The following is an 18,374-nucleotide window of genomic DNA, read 5'->3' on the forward strand; positions in this document are numbered from 1 at the left end:
ATTATAACTTTATTTTCGATAAAATGCGACAATTCTAACTACAGTTATATGACGTGTAAAATCTCCTCTATTATGAAATAAGCCAAGAAAAAAAGTCTAGCGTAATTACGACTAGACTATCTTTGTTTTAAATATTGACCACGAAACACTTGCATCGTTTCGTCTTGATTTAACATCGTTAGCTCTTCTTCTGTAAACTTACCATTTCCTACTTTTACTACATACACATTTACTTTTTTCTTACCCCATTGGCTATAAACATCTTTCACCGTATCATAATATAAATCAAGACGGTTTCCTTTTATTGCTCCGCCTTTATCAGCTACTACACCATACCCATAACCTGGCACGAAGAGAATCGTTCCAATCGGGAATACGCGTAAGTCCGCAGCAATTGTGGAATATAAATCCCTTTTCACTTTAACACCTGAATATGTAATACCATACTCTGGATGCCCTGGCCTCTTACCTGTTGACTCAATCCCCGATGTATAACCTGTTGCAGTCATTTCAATTGAACGATATTTAGACCAGTCGTTTGCCTGCTCTAAAGCATTTATCACTTCTTTACTCGGAGCAACATCTCTCTTAACTTCTGCTGCATGTACTTCTTTTGCACTCATTCCTTCATATGTCTTTACAATCTCTAATAAAGAAACTCCTGTGAAAGCCTTCCATGTTACGCATAATGCAAATGCAAGTAAACAAGTCATCATAATGCGAATACAATATCGTTTTAACATTTTTATATTCCACACTCCTTCATCGTTAATCATTCCCTATACGATGAAGGAATATGCAAAAAAATAATCTCCAACTTAGTTGGAGATTAAAACATTTGATATCCGCTTTTCCGAAGTTTCTTGATCACAACTCCTGCTAAAGCAGCCCCTACTAATCCAGTAGATAGAATAAACATGTCTGCTTGTCCTAAGTGCGATACACTTGTCCCAAATGAAGAAAATGTTTCTTTCGGCTTTGAAAAATAATCCCACATACTCGCTTTATTAATAATAAGCATACAAACAATCGGATACACAATAACCATTACCCATGTAGCCCGTAAAATCATGTTGAGTAAAAATCCAATTCCAAAGAACAAAATAAAGAATAACATCATTGAAATAAGTAGTACCGGTATACTCACTCTTTTTCCCTCTCCTTCGCACGTGCCGTAAATACGTGATAGGCTGTATAACCAAATGGTTCTCCTGGATTTAATGTTTTGTCCACTTCAAGATGTAGTTCTGATCTTCCTTCTAACAAATATTTAATAAGTACAGACGTATTCGGATCGTCCGCAATCTTATCTGGATGTAAGAACGCCACTTCAGACAATTCTTTCTCCTGTACAATAATATTTTCTCCTTCAGGCTCCAAAAGGAAAATAATCATATTATCACTAATTTCATCACGAATAACACCCGATCGAACACCAATGATCCCCTTCACATGAGCGAAAATGCCTGTCTCTTCTAACACTTCGCGTTTCACAGCTTCATCAACTGTCTCACCTTCATTTACAAAACCAGCCGGTAAAGACCATTTCCCTTTTAATCCACTGTATTTCTTCTTAACGAATAGCCACCTGCCATCTTTTGTAGCTACTAGGCCACTAACAGCTAACCATACTTTCCCGCGCTTCCCCATGATGCATCCTCCTCCATCCGAACGGACAGAATATTCTTTCTTTTCTATATATTATACTATACTTTTTAATTCGCTGTGAAATTTCCTTTTTTCAAAAAGTAAAAAAACCCATTTTGTCGATATACTGTTAACAAAAAAATATCAAGATGCAGGAATGTAATTATGAAGAAAATAAAACATTGGATTCATTCATTTCATGATACGGTAATGTTCAAAAAAAACATTTCTCCATCTTCGTATCGCTATATCGAAAACATATATTATATAAAAAAAGCAGAAACAGCGCTTAGCCGTTTCTGCTTTTTCTACTATATATTAAAAGAACTTTAATTTACCTTTTTTAAGAACTAATAAAGGTCCACCTAATAAGAATAGGTAGCGGTTATCGATTACTTTCTTCATGAAAGAAGCTTTCCAACCTGTTAACTTTTTACCCATAACAACGCCCATTGCATCGTCATGACCTAAAGAACATACAGATCCTTTATTATCGAATGCGAATTTTTTCATTTCGCCCTTGCCACGAACTAATACAGTTAAGTTGTGTGCAATGTTGTAACCTTGTTGAATTGCAATTTGTGCTGTTGGTGGATAAGGACGGTTAATTTCTTCGTTAATGATTAACGCCGCATCACCAACCATGAATACCTCTTCGTATCCTGGAGCGTGCATGTACTCATCAACTTTTACACGTCCGCGCATTGCTTCAAAACCAGACTCTTCCACAATACCATTACCACGAACACCTGCAGCCCAAACTACTGTTTCAGACTTAATTAATTCAGTATCATCGCCATTTGCAACGATAATACCTTCTTCAGTTGCTTCTTTAATTGCTGTACCGATGCGGAATTCTACACCTTTTTTCTCAAGTTGTTTTACAGCATATTCTACTAATGCTGGATCGAAACCTGGAAGTGCTGTTGGAGCAGCTTCTACACAGATGATACGTGCTTTTTCACGTGGTACATTGTACTGTTTGCAAAGTTCAGGAACACGGTTTGCAAGCTCACCTACGTACTCGATACCAGTGAATCCAGCACCACCAACAACGATTGTTACTAACTCATCGCGCTTCTCATCTGCATATTTAGCGAAACTAGCTTCCATATGCTCACGAATTTCACGAGTTGCATTAATGTTAGCGATTGAGAATGCATGCTCTTTTAATCCTGTAATTCCGAATGTTTCTGATTCGAAACCAAGACCGATTACTAAGTAGTCATACTCTAACTCGCCGTCTTTTAAGATAATGCGTTTTTCAGCAGCTTTAATTTCTACTACTGTGTCTTGTACAAAGTTCACTTTATTTGTATCAATAACGTCTTGAATATCTAGACAGATTTTTTCATCTTGTAATGTACCAGCTGCGCTCTCGTGTAACCAAGTCGCTTGATAGTGATAGCTGTTGTTGTTTACTAACGTAATTTCAGCTTCATTTACAGATAATGCTTTTTGCAGACGAACAGTCGTAATCATCCCGCCATAACCTGCACCTAAAACTACGATTTTTGGAGTCTTCACCAAATCACAACCCTTTTCTTTATATAATAGTAATGAGAAATAATACCAAGTACTAAAAACTCTATTTGTCAAGAATGTGGAATTTATCACATTCTATATCATAACAAAACGCAGTCAAAAAATCGTACGAATTTTGTCATAGAAATTTAACATAATACTTCCCTATATTAGTCGGTTTTATTCCAGAATTCAAGCGTCTGGAGAATTATCAATATTTTAAAATAACATAGCGTTTTCAAGGGTTTTTCAGCCTTTTTTTCATGTATTTTCCTTTCTGTATATTTTATACAATAAAAAAGAACCTACGCGAAAACTTACACACAATTCAGTCGTTTTCAGGAGTATTATGAACTCAAATATGCTATCATTTATTTGAAAGTGTCATCATTTGCAGGATTTTCGTGTACATATGAACAATATATGAAATCAATATCAAAATTCCATCTATAGGGGGAATGAAAGTGGCAGAAAATCAAAAAGTTTACGACATAACAATTATTGGTGGTGGTCCAACAGGACTATTCACAGCATTTTATGGCGGGATGAGACAAGCAAGTGTAAAAATCATTGAAAGCTTACCTCAACTTGGAGGACAATTATCCGCACTCTACCCTGAAAAATACATTTATGATGTAGCTGGATTTCCAAAAGTGCGCGCACAAGAATTAGTTGATAACTTAAAAGAGCAAATGAAGAAATTTGATCCAACCATTTGCTTAGAAGAAGCTGTTGATACGCTTGAAAAACAAGCTGATGGTGTATTTAAACTGGTTACGAATAAACAAACTCACTATTCTAAATCAGTCATTATTACTGCCGGCAATGGTGCTTTCCAACCACGCCGCTTAGAATTAGAAGGTACAGCAAAATACGAAAAGAAAAACTTACATTATTTCGTTGATGATATGAATAAATTTGCTGGCAAGCGCGTCGTAGTATTTGGCGGTGGCGACTCAGCAGTAGACTGGACGATGATGTTAGACCCGATTGCTGACAAAGTTACAATCGTTCATCGCCGTGATAAATTCCGCGCACATGAACATAGCGTCGAAAACTTAATGAATTCTCGTGCAGAAGTAAGTACACCGTATGTTCCAGTTGAACTCATTGGTGATGACAAAATTGAACAAGTTGTTCTTCAGCACGTAAAAACTGAAGAAAAGGTTATCATCGATGTTGACGACGTAATTGTAAACTACGGCTTCGTTTCCTCTCTTGGTCCAATTAAAAACTGGGGCTTAGATATACAAAAAAATAGCATCCTTGTAAATTCAAAAATGGAAACAAATATTCCTGGCATTTACGCTGCTGGTGACATTTGTACATATGAAGGAAAAGTAAAACTCATTGCTTGCGGCTTTGGCGAAGCACCGACAGCAGTAAACAATGCAAAAGCTTACTTCGATCCAAATGCAAAACTTCAACCGATGCATAGCTCAAGTATGTTTTAATATGAAAAAAATAAAAGCACAATGAGTTCGATAAACTATCGAACTCATTGTGCTTTTCGTCTAAAAAAATTATTGTTTTCTTCTTCTACCTAATACGAATAATACTCCGCCAACTAAGAATGAAATTCCCGCACCAACTGACATCATCCATGAATGTGCTGCCCCTGTTTTCGGTAATTCTTTTTCTACTTTTACTTGCGGTTCTTTAATTAACTTTTCAAGTTTTACTTCCGGTTCTTCCGGTTTCACTTCTGGCTCCTTCGGCTCTTTTAGATCCTCCGGTTTCACTTCTGGTTCCTTCGGGTCTTTCAGATCCTCCGGTTTCACTTCTGGCTCCTTCGGCTCTTTCGGGTCTTCCGGTTTCACTTCTGGCTCCTTCGGCTCTTTCGGGTCTTCCGGTTTCACTTCTGGTTCCTTCGGCTCTTTCGGATCCTCCGGTTTCACTTCTGGTTCCTTCGGGTCTTTCAGATCCTCCGGTTTCACTTCTGGCTCCTTCGGCTCTTTCGGGTCTTCCGGTTTCACTTCTGGTTCCTTCGGCTCTTTCGGGTCTTCCGGTTTCACTTCTGGTTCCTTCGGGTCTTTCGGATCCTCCGGTTTCACTTCTGGTTCCTTCGGCTCTTTCAGATCCTCCGGTTTCACTTCTGGCTCCTTCGGCTCTTTCGGGTCTTCCGGTTTCACTTCTGGTTCCTTCGGGTCTTTCGGGTCTTCCGGTTTCACTTCTGGTTCCTTCGGGTCTTTCGGATCCTCTGGTTTCACTTCTGGTTCCTTCGGGTCTTTCGGGTCTTTCGGTTCTTTCGGTTCTTTCGGGTCTTCCGGTTTCACTTCTGGTTCTTTCGGATCTTCCGGTTTCACTTCTGGTTCCTTCGGGTCTTTCGGATCCTCTGGTTTCACTTCTGGTTCCTTCGGGTCTTTCGGTATCTTAAAATCTTCTTTTGTTTTCGGTAAAATTGTAACTGTAGGCTCAAGTGGTGGATTTATTCTATCGTCCACTACTGCTTTATTTGTTATCCCTTTACTTGGTGCTGCTTTTACCTTCGCTTTAAAAATAATACTACGTTCTTTCGTATCTGTAATTTCTAGATACTTCGCTATTACTTTTCCAAACTCCATTTTTAACTCTACTGGATTTGGCTCAGCCCCTTCAAATCTAATGCTATCTTGCACGTACTCTAAACCGGCTGGAATTTCATCTTCTACCTTTACCTCAGCTAATTTTCCGTTTTCTACCGTATTTTCAAAGCTAATTCGGTATTCGATTTCTTCTCCTAGCTTCGGTTCTTTATTACTTACTGTCTTCGTTGCTTTTAACTTACCAGCTTTATATTCTGGCTTTATTGTCGCTGTCGGTTCCATAACTGGATGATTTGGGTCATCTACGTGAATAATCGCTTTATTTGTTATTTCCTCTCCAACTTTTACTGATTCTTTTACCCTTACTTTAAAGATGATACTTCTTTCTTTCGTATCCGTAATTTCTGGATACTTCACTGTTACTTTTCCATTCTCAACTTTAAGTTCTGTTGGTACAGGCTTATCACCTACGGCCTTCAGACTATCTTTCACATACTCTAAACCAGACGGAATTTCATCTTCAATCTTTACATCAACTAACTTTCCGCCATCTACTGTGCCGTTAAAAGTAATTCGATATTCGATTTCTTCCCCTAGCTTTGGTTCATGATTACTTACTTCTTTCCTTGCCTCTAGTTTCCCATCTTTATATTGCGGTGTAATTGGTATAAGTGACTCAACTGGTGGATTTGTCGGATTATTATCATCCACAACCGCCTTGTTTATAATTTCTTTTCCTACTTGTACCGTTTCTTGTACTTTCGCTTTAAAGATGATACTTCTTTTTTTCGTATCCGTAATTTCTGGATACTTTGCTGTTACTTTTCCATTCTCAACTTTAAGTTCTACTGGATTTGGTTCCGGCCCATCAGACTTTATACTATCCTGTACGTATTCTAAACCGGCTGGAATTTCATCTTCTACCTTTACCTCAGCTAATTTTCCGTTTTCTACCGTATTTTCAAAACTAATTCGATATTCTACTTCTTCTCCTAACTTCGGTTCATGGTTGCTTACTGTTTTTTCTGCTTGTAATGCACCAGCTTTATATTGAGGCTGTATAGCGACATTCGGTTTCTCTGGTGGATTTATAGTATCTTCCACAACCGCCGTATTCACAATCGCTTCGCCAATTTTAGCTTTTTCTTTCACTTTTACTTTAAAGACGATGCTTCTTTCTTTCATATCCGTAATTTCTGGATATTCTGCGAGTACTGTGCCGTTTTTCACTTTTACATGCAACGGTTTTGGATTATCCCCCTCAGCTCTTTCGCTACCTTCTACAAACTCTAAACTGTTTGGTAATTCATCCTTAATTTTCACCTTCGCTACTTTTCCATGCTCTACTACGTTACGGAACGTAATTCGATACTCTACTTCTTCTCCTAATTTTGGAGCTGGGTTATTTACTGTTTTCTCCGCTTTTATTTTTCCATTCTTATACTCCGGTGTAATAATCGCTTCTGGTTTTTGCGGAGGATTCTTTGGATTATCATCATCCACAATTGCCGTATTCACGATTTTCTTACCGACTTTTACTGCTTCCGTTACTTTTACCTTAAAGCGAATACTACGCTCAGTTGTATCAGTAATATTTTCATACTTCGCTGTGATTTTTCCAGCCTCTTCTTTTAGCTCTACTGGATTCGGTTCATTACCTTCTGCTTTTAAACTGTCCTTTACATACTCTAATCCATTTGGTAGTTGATCCTCGATTTTCATCTCGGCTAACTTTCCGTTTTCTACCGTATTTTTAAAACTAATTCGGTACTCTACTTCTTCTCCTAGCTTTGGATCTTTTTTGCTTACCTTTTTATTAGCTTTAAATTTACCAGCTTTATGCTGCGGTGTAATATCTACTTCCGGTCGCTCTGGTGGATTTTTTGTATCATCAACAATTGCTTTATTTACAATTGCTTTGTCCACTTCAACAGAATCTTTCACCTTCACTTTAAAGATAATACTTCTTTCTTTCATGTCAGTGATATTTTCATACTTCGCACTAACCTTACCAACTTCTTCTTTCAACTCTACTGGGGCTGGCTTATCACCTTCTGCTTTTAGACTATCTTTCACATACTCTAAACCAGACGGAATTTCATCCTCAATTTTCACCTCTGCCAGCTCTCCATCTTTCACCGTATTATTAAATGAAATTCGGTATTCGATTTCTTCCCCTAGCTTCGGTTTATGATTATTCACCTTTTTATGAGCAGCAATTTTACCGTCTTTATATTGCGGTGTAATTTTCGCTGTCGGTTCAGTTATAGGGTGGTTCGGATCATCAACATGGATAATTGCCTTATTTGTAATGTCCTTCCCTATTGCAACTGAATCTTTCACCTTCACTTTAAAAACGATACTTCTTTCTTTCGTATCCATAATCTCTGAATACTTTGCCATTACCTTACCATTTTCTACTTTCAACTCCACTGGTTTTGGCTCTTCACCTTCAGCCTTTTCGCTTCCTTCTACAAACTCTAATCCAGCTGGAATTTCATCTTCTATTTTTACCTCTGCTAGTTTTCCATCTTTCACCGTATTATTAAAAATAATTCGATATTCGATTTCCTCACCTAACTTCGGTTCATGATTACTTACTTCTTTTCTCGCCTCAATTTTTCCATCTTTATATTGTGGTGTAATCGGTACATAAGGCTCTTCTGGCAAATTCTTTGTATCATCTACAATTGCCTTATTTACGATTTCTTCGCCCACTTTTACGATTTCTTTTACCTTCGCTTTAAAGACAATGCTTCTTTCCTCTGCATCTGTAATTTCTAGATACTTTGCCATTACCTTATTATTTTTCACCTGTAGCTCTACTGGTTTCGGTTTAGAACCTTCTGCTGTGATGCTGCCTTCTACATACTCTAAACCATTTGGTAATGCATCCTGTATATTTACCTCTGCTAGTTTTCCGTTTTCTATCGTGTTTTTAAAACTAATTCGATATTCTACTTCTTCTCCTAGTTTCGGTTTATGATTATTGGCCACTTTCTGCGCAGCAATTTTACCATCTTTATATTGCGGAGTAATTTCCACGTGAGGCTCTTCTGGCTCATTTTTTGTAGCTACTACGATTGCTTTATTAACAATCTCCTTGCCTATTTCTGCTTCTTCTTTTACTTTCACTTTAAAGATAATACTTCTTTCTTTTGTATCCGCAATTTCTAGATACTTTGCCATTACCTTGCCGTTTTCAAATTTCAATTCTACCGGACTAGGCTTAAATCCTTCTGCTTGTAAACTGTTCTCTACATACTCTAATCCAGCTGGAATTTCATCTTCTACTTTAACCTCTACTAGTTTTCCGTTTTCTACCGTGTTTTTAAAACTAATTCGGTATTCTACTTCTTCTCCTAATTTCGGTTTTTTATTGTTTACAAATTTCTCTGCTTTAAGCTTACCGTCTTTATATTCTGGCGTAATTGTTACTTCTGAAGTTGTTGGATCTTTTGTATCATCAACAACTACTTTATTGACAATGCCTTCACCAACTTTTACTTCTTCTTTTACTTTCGCTTTAAAGACGATACTTCTTTCTTCTGTATCCATAATTTCTGGATATTTGACGATTACTTTTCCATCTTTCACTTTCAGTTCTACCGGATTCGGCTTAGAACCTTCCGCTCGTAAACTATCTTTCACATACTCTAATCCATTTGGTAAATCGTCTTCTATTTTTACCTCTGCTAGCTTTCCGTTTTCTACCGTGTTTTTAAAACTAATTCGGTATTCTACTTCTTCTCCTAACTTCGGCGTTTCATTATTTACCGTTTTCTTCGCTTCTACTTTTCCATCTTTATGCTGCGGAGTAATTTCTGCCGTCGGTGTTTCTGGTTCATTTTTCGTATCATCAATAATTGCTTTATTGACGATTTTTTTACCGACTTTCACTTCATCTTTTACTTTCACTTTAAAAGTGATACTTCTTTCTTCTGTATCCGTAATCTCTGGATACTTCGCCATTACCTTACCATTTTCCACTTTCAATTCTACTGGATCCGGCTTAGATCCTTCTGCTTTCACACTGTTTTCTACATACTCTAAACCTTCTGGTAAAGTATCTTCTATTTTCACCTCTGCTAGTTTTCCGTCTTCTACCGTGTTTTTAAAACTAATTCGGTATTCTACTTCTTCTCCTAACTTCGGCGTTTCATTATTTACCGTTTTCTTCGCTTTCACTTTTCCGTCTTTATGTTGCGGAATAATTTCTGCTATCGGTGTTTCTGGCGGATGTTTCGTATCGCTCACAATCGCTTCATTAACAATCGAATCGCTCACTTTACCTTTTACTTTCACTTTAAAGGTAATACTTCTCTCTTTCGTATCTGTAATCTCAGGATACTTTGCCATTACCTTACCGTTTTCAAATTTCAATTCCACTGGATCTGGCTTAGATCCTTCTGCTTTTACACTATCTTTCACATACTCTAATCCATTTGGTAAATCATCTTCTATTATTACCTCTGTTAGCTTTCCATGTTCTACCGTATTTTTAAAGCTGATTCGGTATTCCACTTCTTCTCCTAACTTCGGCGTTTCATTATTTACCATCTTTTTCGCTTCAAGTTTTCCAGCTTTATACTGAGGAATAATTTCCGCTGTCGGATTAACTGGCTTATTTTGCGAATCATCAATAGTTGCTTTATTAATAATTTTTTTACCGACTTTTACTTCTTCTTTTACTTTCACTTTAAAAACGATACTTCTTTCTTCTGTATCCATAATTTCTGGATATTTTGCCATTACCTTACCGTTTTCAAATTTCAGCTCTACTGAATCTGTTCCGGTACCTTCTGCTTTCAAACTATTTTCTACATACTCTAAACCTTCTGGTAAAGTATCCTCTATTGTCACGTCTGTTAGCTTTCCGTTCTTTACCGTATTTTTCATACTAATTCGGTATTCAACTTCTTCTCCTAACTTCGGTGTTTCATTATTTACGATTTTCTTCGCTTTAATTTTTCCATCTTTATGTAATGGTGTAATTTTCGCTTCTGGTTCTTTCGGATGTTTCATATCATCAACAATTGCCTTATTGATGATTTCCTTACCCACTTCCGCTTCTTCCTTCACCTTTACCTTAAAGACGATACTTCTTTCTTTCATATCCGTAATATTTTCGTATTCAGCAATAACTTTTCCATCTTTCACACTTAACTTTAATGGAGCTGGTTTATCACCTTCAGCCTTTTCACTGCCTTTTACATACTCTAAACCGTTAGGAATTGTATCCTCTATTTTTACCTTTTCTAGTTTTCCGTTTTCTACCGTATTCTTAAAGCTAATTCGGTATTCTACTTCTTCGCCTAGTTTTGGTGATGGATTATCTACTGTCTTCGTCGAATCAATTATTCCATCCTTATGTTGCGGAGTAATTCTTTCCTCCGGCTCAATCGGTGGATTTTTCGTATCATCAACAATTGCTTTATTGACAATCTCTTTATCTACTTTTGCTTCTTCCTTCACCTTTACTTTAAAGACGATACTTCTTTCTTTCATATCCATAATATCGATATACTTAGCTTTGACTATCCCATTTTCAACAGCTAATTCTACTGGTCCAGGTGCTTCTCCTTCAGCCTTGATGCTATTTTCTACATATTCAAGACCTTTTGGAATTGTATCTTCCACTCGCACCTCTTCTAGTTTTCCGTTCTCAACCGTATTATGAAAACTAATGCGGTACTCGATTTCTTCACCTAGCTTTGGTTTCTTATTATTAACTACCTTTGTAGCAGCAATTTCACCTTTTTTACTTTGCGGTGTAATAACAACCTTTGATTCAACAGGCTCATTTTTCGGATCTTTTGCAATTGCTTTATTTACAATTGCCTCCCCTACTTTTGCCGAATCTTTTACTTTCACTTTAAAAACAATACTTCTTTTTTCTGTATCCATAATTTCTGGATACTTTGCCATTACTTTTCCGTCTTCCACTTTTAGTTCTACTGGCTCTGGTTTTATGCCTTCAGCTTTCAAACTATCTTTCACGTATTCAACACCTTTAGGTAATGTATCTTCTACTAGCACCTTTTCTAGTTTTCCATTTTCTACCGTATTATAAAATGTAATTCGGTATTCCACTTCTTCTCCTAGTTTTGGTGTTTGATTCGTTACGCTTTTTTCTACATCCACTTTACCGTATTTATAATCCGGCGTAATCTTTTCTTCTGGATGCTCAGATTGTCCATTTGGCTCACTCACAACCGCTTTATTAACAATCGTTTCTCCCGCTTTTGCCTCTTCTTTTACTTTCACTTTAAAGGCAATGCTTCGCTCTTTTGTATCCGTAATCTCTGGATATTTTGCTATTACCTTACCATTTTCTACTTTTAACTCTACTGGATTTGGTTCAGCACCTTCAGCTCGCTCACTACCTTGAACAAATTCTAAGTTAGCTGGAATTTCATCTTCTATTGTAACTGCATCTAGTTTTCCGTTTTCCACCGTATTTTTGAAGCTAATTTGATATTCAACTTCTTCTCCTAGCTTCGGCTTCTTATTTGTTGCTTTTTTCTTTGCAGCAATTTTACCGGCCTTATGCTGTGGTGTAATCTTCTCTTCTAGATCCTTTGGTGGATTTGTTTTATCACTAACGGTTGCTTTGTTAACAATTTCTTCACCAATTTTTGCAGTTTCTTTTACTTTTGTTTTAAAGACGATACTTCTTTCTTCCATATCCATAATTTCTGGATACTTTGCAATTACTTTGCCATTTTCAAACTTTAGCTCTACTGGCTCTGGTTTTATACCTTCGGCTTTCAAGCTATCTTTCACGTATTCAAGACTACTTGGTAATTCGTCTTCAATTGTCAATACATCTAGACGTCCATCTTTTGTCTTATTTTTAAATGTAATACGATACTCTACCTCGTCACCTAGCTTCGGTGTTTTATTAGAAGCTATTTTTCTCGCCTCTATTTCTCCCGGAACTTCTTTTGGCAGCGTAACCGTAACATTTGCATCATCTGCAGTTTCATAATTTACCTCGGTACTATCTTTTCCCTTTACAGCAACGATATTTTTTATTGTTGTATCTGATTGTACAGAAGCTTTCACTTTTACTTTAAATGTAATAATGGCACTTTCACCAGGCTTTAAAACACCGCCGTCTTTAGCATCTGCCCCTTCACCAATACGGAAATCAATTTGATTATTTACAAACTCTGCTTCATCGTCGCTTGCATTATCTGTTTTATTTCCTTTATTACTTCCAGAAACATATTGAATAGACCCCGGAACATACTCTAAACGATCATCTAATTTATCAAAACCTTTTACATTAGATACAGGCGATTGGTTATTTTTCGTATCATTTTTCACTTCAATTTGATACGTAAACTCTTCACCGGCTTTAATTTCCTTAACTTCTTTACCAACACTATCTAATGCCTTTTTATCAACTTGTAAGTTTGGAGCATTATGTTCTGTAACGAATGTAGCGTTATTTAATACGTAAATATCACCAGTACCACCATTTGCTCTAAAACGCATTTTTGCTTCTTTTAAATCATTTTTTACTTGAGTAGGTCCTTCAAGATGATACGTATGAATGTCAGTACTGAATGAATTTGTCCAATCCGGGTTATATCCTGGATATTTTTTTGTAACAAACTCGTTAGTACCGTCTACTTGTACTTCTGTCATAGACGAATCATTCGCATCATTATCTTTACCGTTAATATTTTTTATCTTTATATATCCAGCACCAAAATCATATTCTCCATAATCATATGCATATCCATCTTTCTCAGCTGGATCACCTTGCGATGAAAAATAACTAAATTTCGCCTTAAAAGCACCTTCTTTTGGTGTGTTTATTTTATTAACACTAATATCTGTCCAAGCTGTGCTTTTTTGAGAGACTAGCCCTTCCCAAATCTTCATGTCTTTTACTGTTTCTTTATAGTTTTCATAAACTAATATAAGATTCCAGTTACCCCAGTAATAGCCGCCACCTGCTACATCTTTAATTTGTGGCACATTCGCAACTGTCAACGTTTGAGAAATGCCTTGCTGTGCAATTACATTTGTTACATCTGCATACGCAACATATCCTGCGCCACTACCTGAGTAATTAGAAATATAAGGTAGGTAATCCGCTTTTCGTATGCTATCAGCAGTTACCTCTGCATATTCTTTATTTCCCATTTTCATTTTGACTGGTTGTCGTACATCATTATCACTAACTCTTTGATTAACATTTGTACTAGTTACAGTTCCCATTGCAGCTGTCCAAAACAAATACGCCTTTTTCACTTTACTTCCAGCAGGGATGTTAGGAAATGCACCTGTTGACGAATTAAAAGTACTATCATCGTTATCAACGTCCACAGTCATTTTATTCGTTTTATAACCCATACTTTGTCTTCCATAATGATCCGTAGTCAAACCAAGCGTCACATTACCAGTTTGTACTAAATTACCGGCAGTAATAATAGAATACAGTGGGTCTCCAAATCCTTGTTTATCTCCTGTTTGAATTTGAACCTTTGAAGCATTTTCTGATGCAGCTTGTACTTTTGCATCACTCTGCTTTACTGCTAAAGGTGATTGCTTTTTCTCTTCTTTTAGTTGCTTCTCAGCCTCAGGTTGTTGTACCTTATCTATTTCTGTTTTTTGTGTAGATCTATTTTTATCTTCTACAGATACTTTTAATTTTCCATCCACTTCTTTAGTTTTTGAATCAGTTGTTGATCCGATAGCTTTCTTACTACTGTCAGCCTCATCATCGGTATTAGCTTCTAAATTATCTTCAGAAGGAAGCCCTTCAACATCTACAGACATGTTCCCTATTTGTAGTTGATCCTTTTGCACACTAATTTTTTGCTTATACTCTTTATTAAAATGTTGTGCACGACGAGCTTTTATTAACACAGTCATTTTTTCATGTGATTTTAAATCTTGAATTTTAAGATTAGAAGAAAGAATCTTTCCTCCCTTATCTTTTTCCTCTACATAGAAATCCGCTACCTTATTTTCAGGTAACTTTTCTCCGTTTACTTTCGCAGATTGCGGAAGGAACGCAATTTCATTATCATTATTTTGTTTAATTACCAATTCTTGAATTGGTGTAGCTCCCGTATTTTCAACCGTATATTGAAATACGTGCTCCCTCTCCGCTACTTCTCCCTTATATATTTCAGCATTTACTTGCTCTGCCTTAATTTTCACATCATTTCCTTGTAACTCATCCCAGCTTTTTTTATTTATCTCTGTAGCAAAAGCACTGGGTGCAGGCAATATGATGGATAGGAGAAGTGTAATCATCGTTACGACATTAAAACACTTCAATACTTGCTTCATATTTTCTATCTTTCTCCTTTCTATATACTTGCTAACCGTCTACTTAATTTCAGTAACCCTTTCATTTAGTAGCCGTATACATAGCAATATATATCCACTCGCAACAATCCGACCTACGAAAATGTATCGTTGAAATCCAAATGTCAACAATATAAATCTCATAGAATATTATTATTTTAATTTATCAAAAATAGCATATATATCGGACACTTATATAAACCTATAAAACACCTTATGATATAGGCCGATATAACAGTTTAAGGATACATAAAAAGCTTAACATATCCCTTAATCTATTCATACATACAATAGAAAATCTACCATTTTTAGTCATTTCAGTTTGTTGTTTATGATTAAAATTTTCAAAAAACAATAACCGTTACATGTAAAAATATGTTACATTAAAAGGGAACTAATGTTCTTATTTAAAAGGAGGCATTTCCATGATAAATGAACCCATTATCGTAAAAAAAGAAGCTTTCCAAACAATCGGCGTTTCGGTTACGACGACTAATGAAATAGAGGCATCTACTGAAGGAAAAATCCCCGGGCTTTGGAACAAATACTTTCAAGAACAAATGATATATCACATCCCAAATCAACAAACGAAAGAAATATTCGCTTTCTACTCAAACTATGAATCAGATGAAACTGGTACATATACATTTACAATCGGTATGCCCGTTTCTTCATTAGAAGATGTTCCTGAAAATATGACAACTTTAACAATACCTGCCGCTACATATGCGGTATTTACAACGAGAAAAGGTCCAGTTGCTGAAGTCGTTTGCGAAGCTTGGGAATATATTTGGCAATGGTCGAAAGAAAATAAACGTGCCTTCACAACAGACTTTGAGCTTTACGCCGAAAGAGCATTAGACCCAAATCATGCACAATTGGATATTTATATTGCGTTAGCCTAAAAAAAGATGCCCATTCGGCATCTTTTTTTGTCGTTAAATAGCTACTGGGCAAATCCATTATTATTGTCTACAATGAGAAAGTGCAGTATAGAAATATTAGAAACTGTATAAAGTGAAACTATACTCAGCGGAGGGCATCTCCCATTGAGTATTAGCCCTCACCAATCGGGCGTTTACTGGTTTTTCAGTTTAAATTTGTCACATAGAAAGGAAGCAATATGGAGGAACTACAACAAAATAAAACTGCTTTAGAAGGAAGCGGAAAACCGTTATTAAAAAATACGAATTTCCTTTTTCTTTGGGCAGCTACTCTTTTTTCAAGCTTTGCTTTAGCCTTTTTTACTTTTTCACAAACGTGGTACATAGCAAAAACATTAAACCTTGAAGCTTCACTCGGTGTTGTTTTCGTAGCTCTTAGTGTTCCAAGGCTTATTTTTATGATTATCGGCGGCGCTGTAGCTGATAAATTCCCGAAAAAAAACATTATGTTTTACTCCAATATTATTCGAGCGATTCTTGTCGCAACCATTCTCACATGGTTTATCGTTGGTGATGTAACACTATATACATTTGCTTTATTCGCTTTATTCTTTGGACTTGCTGATGCTTTTTTCTGGTCAGCTGACGGATCAATCTTACCTGAACTTGTAGAAAAAAGCCGTTTAACACAAGCAAACTCACTTACACAAATGACGAACCAAGCATCGGTCATCTTAGGCCCTGTACTTGGTGGAATTCTGATCAAATTTACAAACTACGAGACAATATTTTCCATTACAATTTTATTACTGATTGTCGCAGCCATACTCGTTCAAAAAATACAATTTACGATGCCAGAACTAAAAGATACAGATAAAGGTATGTTCACTTCTATTAAAGAAGGAATCTTATATGTAAAGGAATCGCCATTCCTTTCAACTTTCCTTCTTTGTAGCGCCTTTTTAAATTTATTTTTAATTGGTCCGATGCAGGTCGGTTTCCCGCTTTTCGTTAAAAATGTTCTGCACGGTGACTCGCTCCATTTCAGTTACTTAGAAGCATCTGTAGGCGGCGGAATGGCAATAGGCGCTGTCATTGTCGGTTTAAAAAATATTAATCGTAGACGCGGACTATTTTGCATTATCATGATGCTACTGTCTGGTGTATTCTTCTTATCCATCAACTTTAGCACCGTACTTTGGCAAGCATTATTAGCCGGCATGTTTTATGGTATTACAATTGCAATGGCTATCGTTCCGCTTATGGCGATGATTCAATCGACAGTAAAAGAGGAAATGATGGGACGCGTAATGAGCTTACTTATGCTATCATCAATGGGCTTTATCCCGCTCTCTTATGCATTCACATCAATCGCACTTGCAATGGGAATTCCAATCGTAACCGTTATGAAAAGCGGTGCAATTGCTGTTATCGTCTTCGTACTATTTGTAGCGATTCGTGTCCCAGTTGTAAGAAAGTTCGATTAGCTACTTGGAGTCATGTGTTATACGCATGGCTCCTTTTTAAACGGATCAAATAACGGTATCCCCTTACTTCGTCTCACAGCTGCTCCCCATTCTAGTCCAACCTCTAAAAATAGATCCCGCACTGTACTATATAAAAGCGCCTTAACATTTTTACGGATTTCCCCATATTTATACGCTCTCACAACACTCTTTACTCGCCAAATGAAATTTCCATACACTTCTTCATCAGCTAATATTTGCTCTAGCAAAACACCTTGCTCTAGTAACCCGCTCTTTTTATAAGCAAGCTCCACCTTACTCCACAGTAAGTTAATCTTCTTCGGGTTACTTGTCATTGGCACAAGTGCGTATATAAAAGGCTTTGGTATATCGTGACGACAATACGTTTCATCAAGCTCGTACGTTCCTTTTCTTTTCTCTTTTATTTGTGGAATGTTTTTAGAAAGAATTGTTTCCCCCTCGCTTTTTTGCTCCTTTCCGCTACAACCAGCTGCATAATCCTCACTTTCACATGCGGACATTTTCATACGGTCATCCATGCGGTCAATTGCAGACGCAAGAAATACATATAAGTTCGCACTATACCCACCGCGCTTATGTCTTTCTTTTGTTGCAACACGCTTTATAATTCCTAGTTCCTCTAACTTTGCAATTGAACGGCGTACTGTACGAATACTCTTTCCAACATTCTTCGCAATCGTCTCCATTAACGGACAGGCGACTCCTACTGTTTTTTGTTTCTCATTCACCGCATACTTTCCTAAAAAATGAATAATGATAGCATCAGTTTTATTCAATTGAAATCGATAGCACTTCAAAACTTGTTTTTGATATGTATTAAACTCTTCTTTACTTCGAAATTCACTGTATGGTTTCATTAAATTATATAAGCTTCCCATTTATATCACCTCATTTATAAGTAAGAGGCAGGAAGAGAATTTGGCGTGGAATTTAATATTTTTTAATGGAGATGA

At 36.6% G+C, this 18,374-nt stretch carries 9 protein-coding genes; 3 read left to right on the forward strand and 6 right to left on the reverse strand.

Features of this window, described 5'->3' with window-relative positions; all coding sequences use genetic code 11:
- Positions 1-116: 116 nt before the first annotated feature.
- The 4 genes from AC241_RS24485 to AC241_RS24500 all read right to left on the reverse strand — a co-directional run bounded on the left by AC241_RS24485 (position 117) and on the right by AC241_RS24500 (position 3,174).
- Positions 117-743, reverse strand: coding sequence for a 3D domain-containing protein (locus AC241_RS24485; RefSeq protein WP_016079878.1), 627 nt, complete (start codon positions 741-743; stop codon positions 117-119).
- 86 nt (positions 744-829) lie between these two features.
- A complete protein-coding gene (locus AC241_RS24490) occupies positions 830-1,147 on the reverse strand; it encodes a YuiB family protein (RefSeq protein ID WP_016079877.1) in 318 nt (105 codons plus the stop codon).
- On the reverse strand, positions 1,144-1,650 hold the full coding sequence (locus AC241_RS24495; RefSeq protein ID WP_050844645.1) for an NUDIX hydrolase: 507 nt from the start codon (positions 1,648-1,650) through the stop codon (positions 1,144-1,146). Before AC241_RS24495 ends, AC241_RS24490 begins: the two co-directional genes overlap by 4 nt.
- A 315-nt stretch (positions 1,651-1,965) precedes the next feature.
- Positions 1,966-3,174 (reverse strand): NAD(P)/FAD-dependent oxidoreductase, encoded by a 1,209-nt coding sequence (locus AC241_RS24500; RefSeq protein WP_000856602.1) that lies wholly within the window; start codon positions 3,172-3,174, stop codon positions 1,966-1,968.
- Between the two features lie 461 nt (positions 3,175-3,635).
- On the opposite strand from AC241_RS24500, the gene AC241_RS24505 reads away from it, so the two are divergent.
- Complete coding sequence (locus AC241_RS24505; RefSeq protein ID WP_050844646.1) at positions 3,636-4,625, forward strand: NAD(P)/FAD-dependent oxidoreductase; 990 nt, start codon at positions 3,636-3,638, stop codon at positions 4,623-4,625.
- Between the two features lie 69 nt (positions 4,626-4,694).
- Here AC241_RS24505 and AC241_RS24510 read toward each other — a convergent pair whose 3' ends face one another.
- Positions 4,695-15,011 (reverse strand): isopeptide-forming domain-containing fimbrial protein, encoded by a 10,317-nt coding sequence (locus AC241_RS24510; protein WP_050844647.1) that lies wholly within the window; start codon positions 15,009-15,011, stop codon positions 4,695-4,697.
- Positions 15,012-15,454: 443 nt separating this feature from the next.
- Between AC241_RS24510 and AC241_RS24515 the strand changes: the two genes are divergently transcribed.
- Entirely contained in the window at positions 15,455-15,934 is a 480-nt protein-coding gene (locus AC241_RS24515; protein WP_050844648.1) for a GyrI-like domain-containing protein, read from the forward strand.
- Between the two features lie 218 nt (positions 15,935-16,152).
- Complete coding sequence (locus tag AC241_RS24520) at positions 16,153-17,400, forward strand: MFS transporter (RefSeq protein ID WP_000391931.1); 1,248 nt, start codon at positions 16,153-16,155, stop codon at positions 17,398-17,400.
- A 17-nt stretch (positions 17,401-17,417) separates the two neighbouring features.
- Here the strand turns inward: AC241_RS24520 and AC241_RS24525 are convergent, their stop codons facing one another.
- Positions 17,418-18,299 carry a helix-turn-helix domain-containing protein gene (locus AC241_RS24525; RefSeq protein ID WP_050844649.1) on the reverse strand — a complete coding sequence of 294 codons (882 nt, stop codon included), beginning with the start codon at positions 18,297-18,299 and terminating at the stop codon, positions 17,418-17,420.
- Positions 18,300-18,374: the final 75 nt, after the last annotated feature.

Origin of the sequence: Bacillus thuringiensis (genome assembly GCF_001182785.1) — a bacterium.
Classification (GTDB): domain Bacteria; phylum Bacillota; class Bacilli; order Bacillales; family Bacillaceae_G; genus Bacillus_A; species Bacillus_A thuringiensis_S.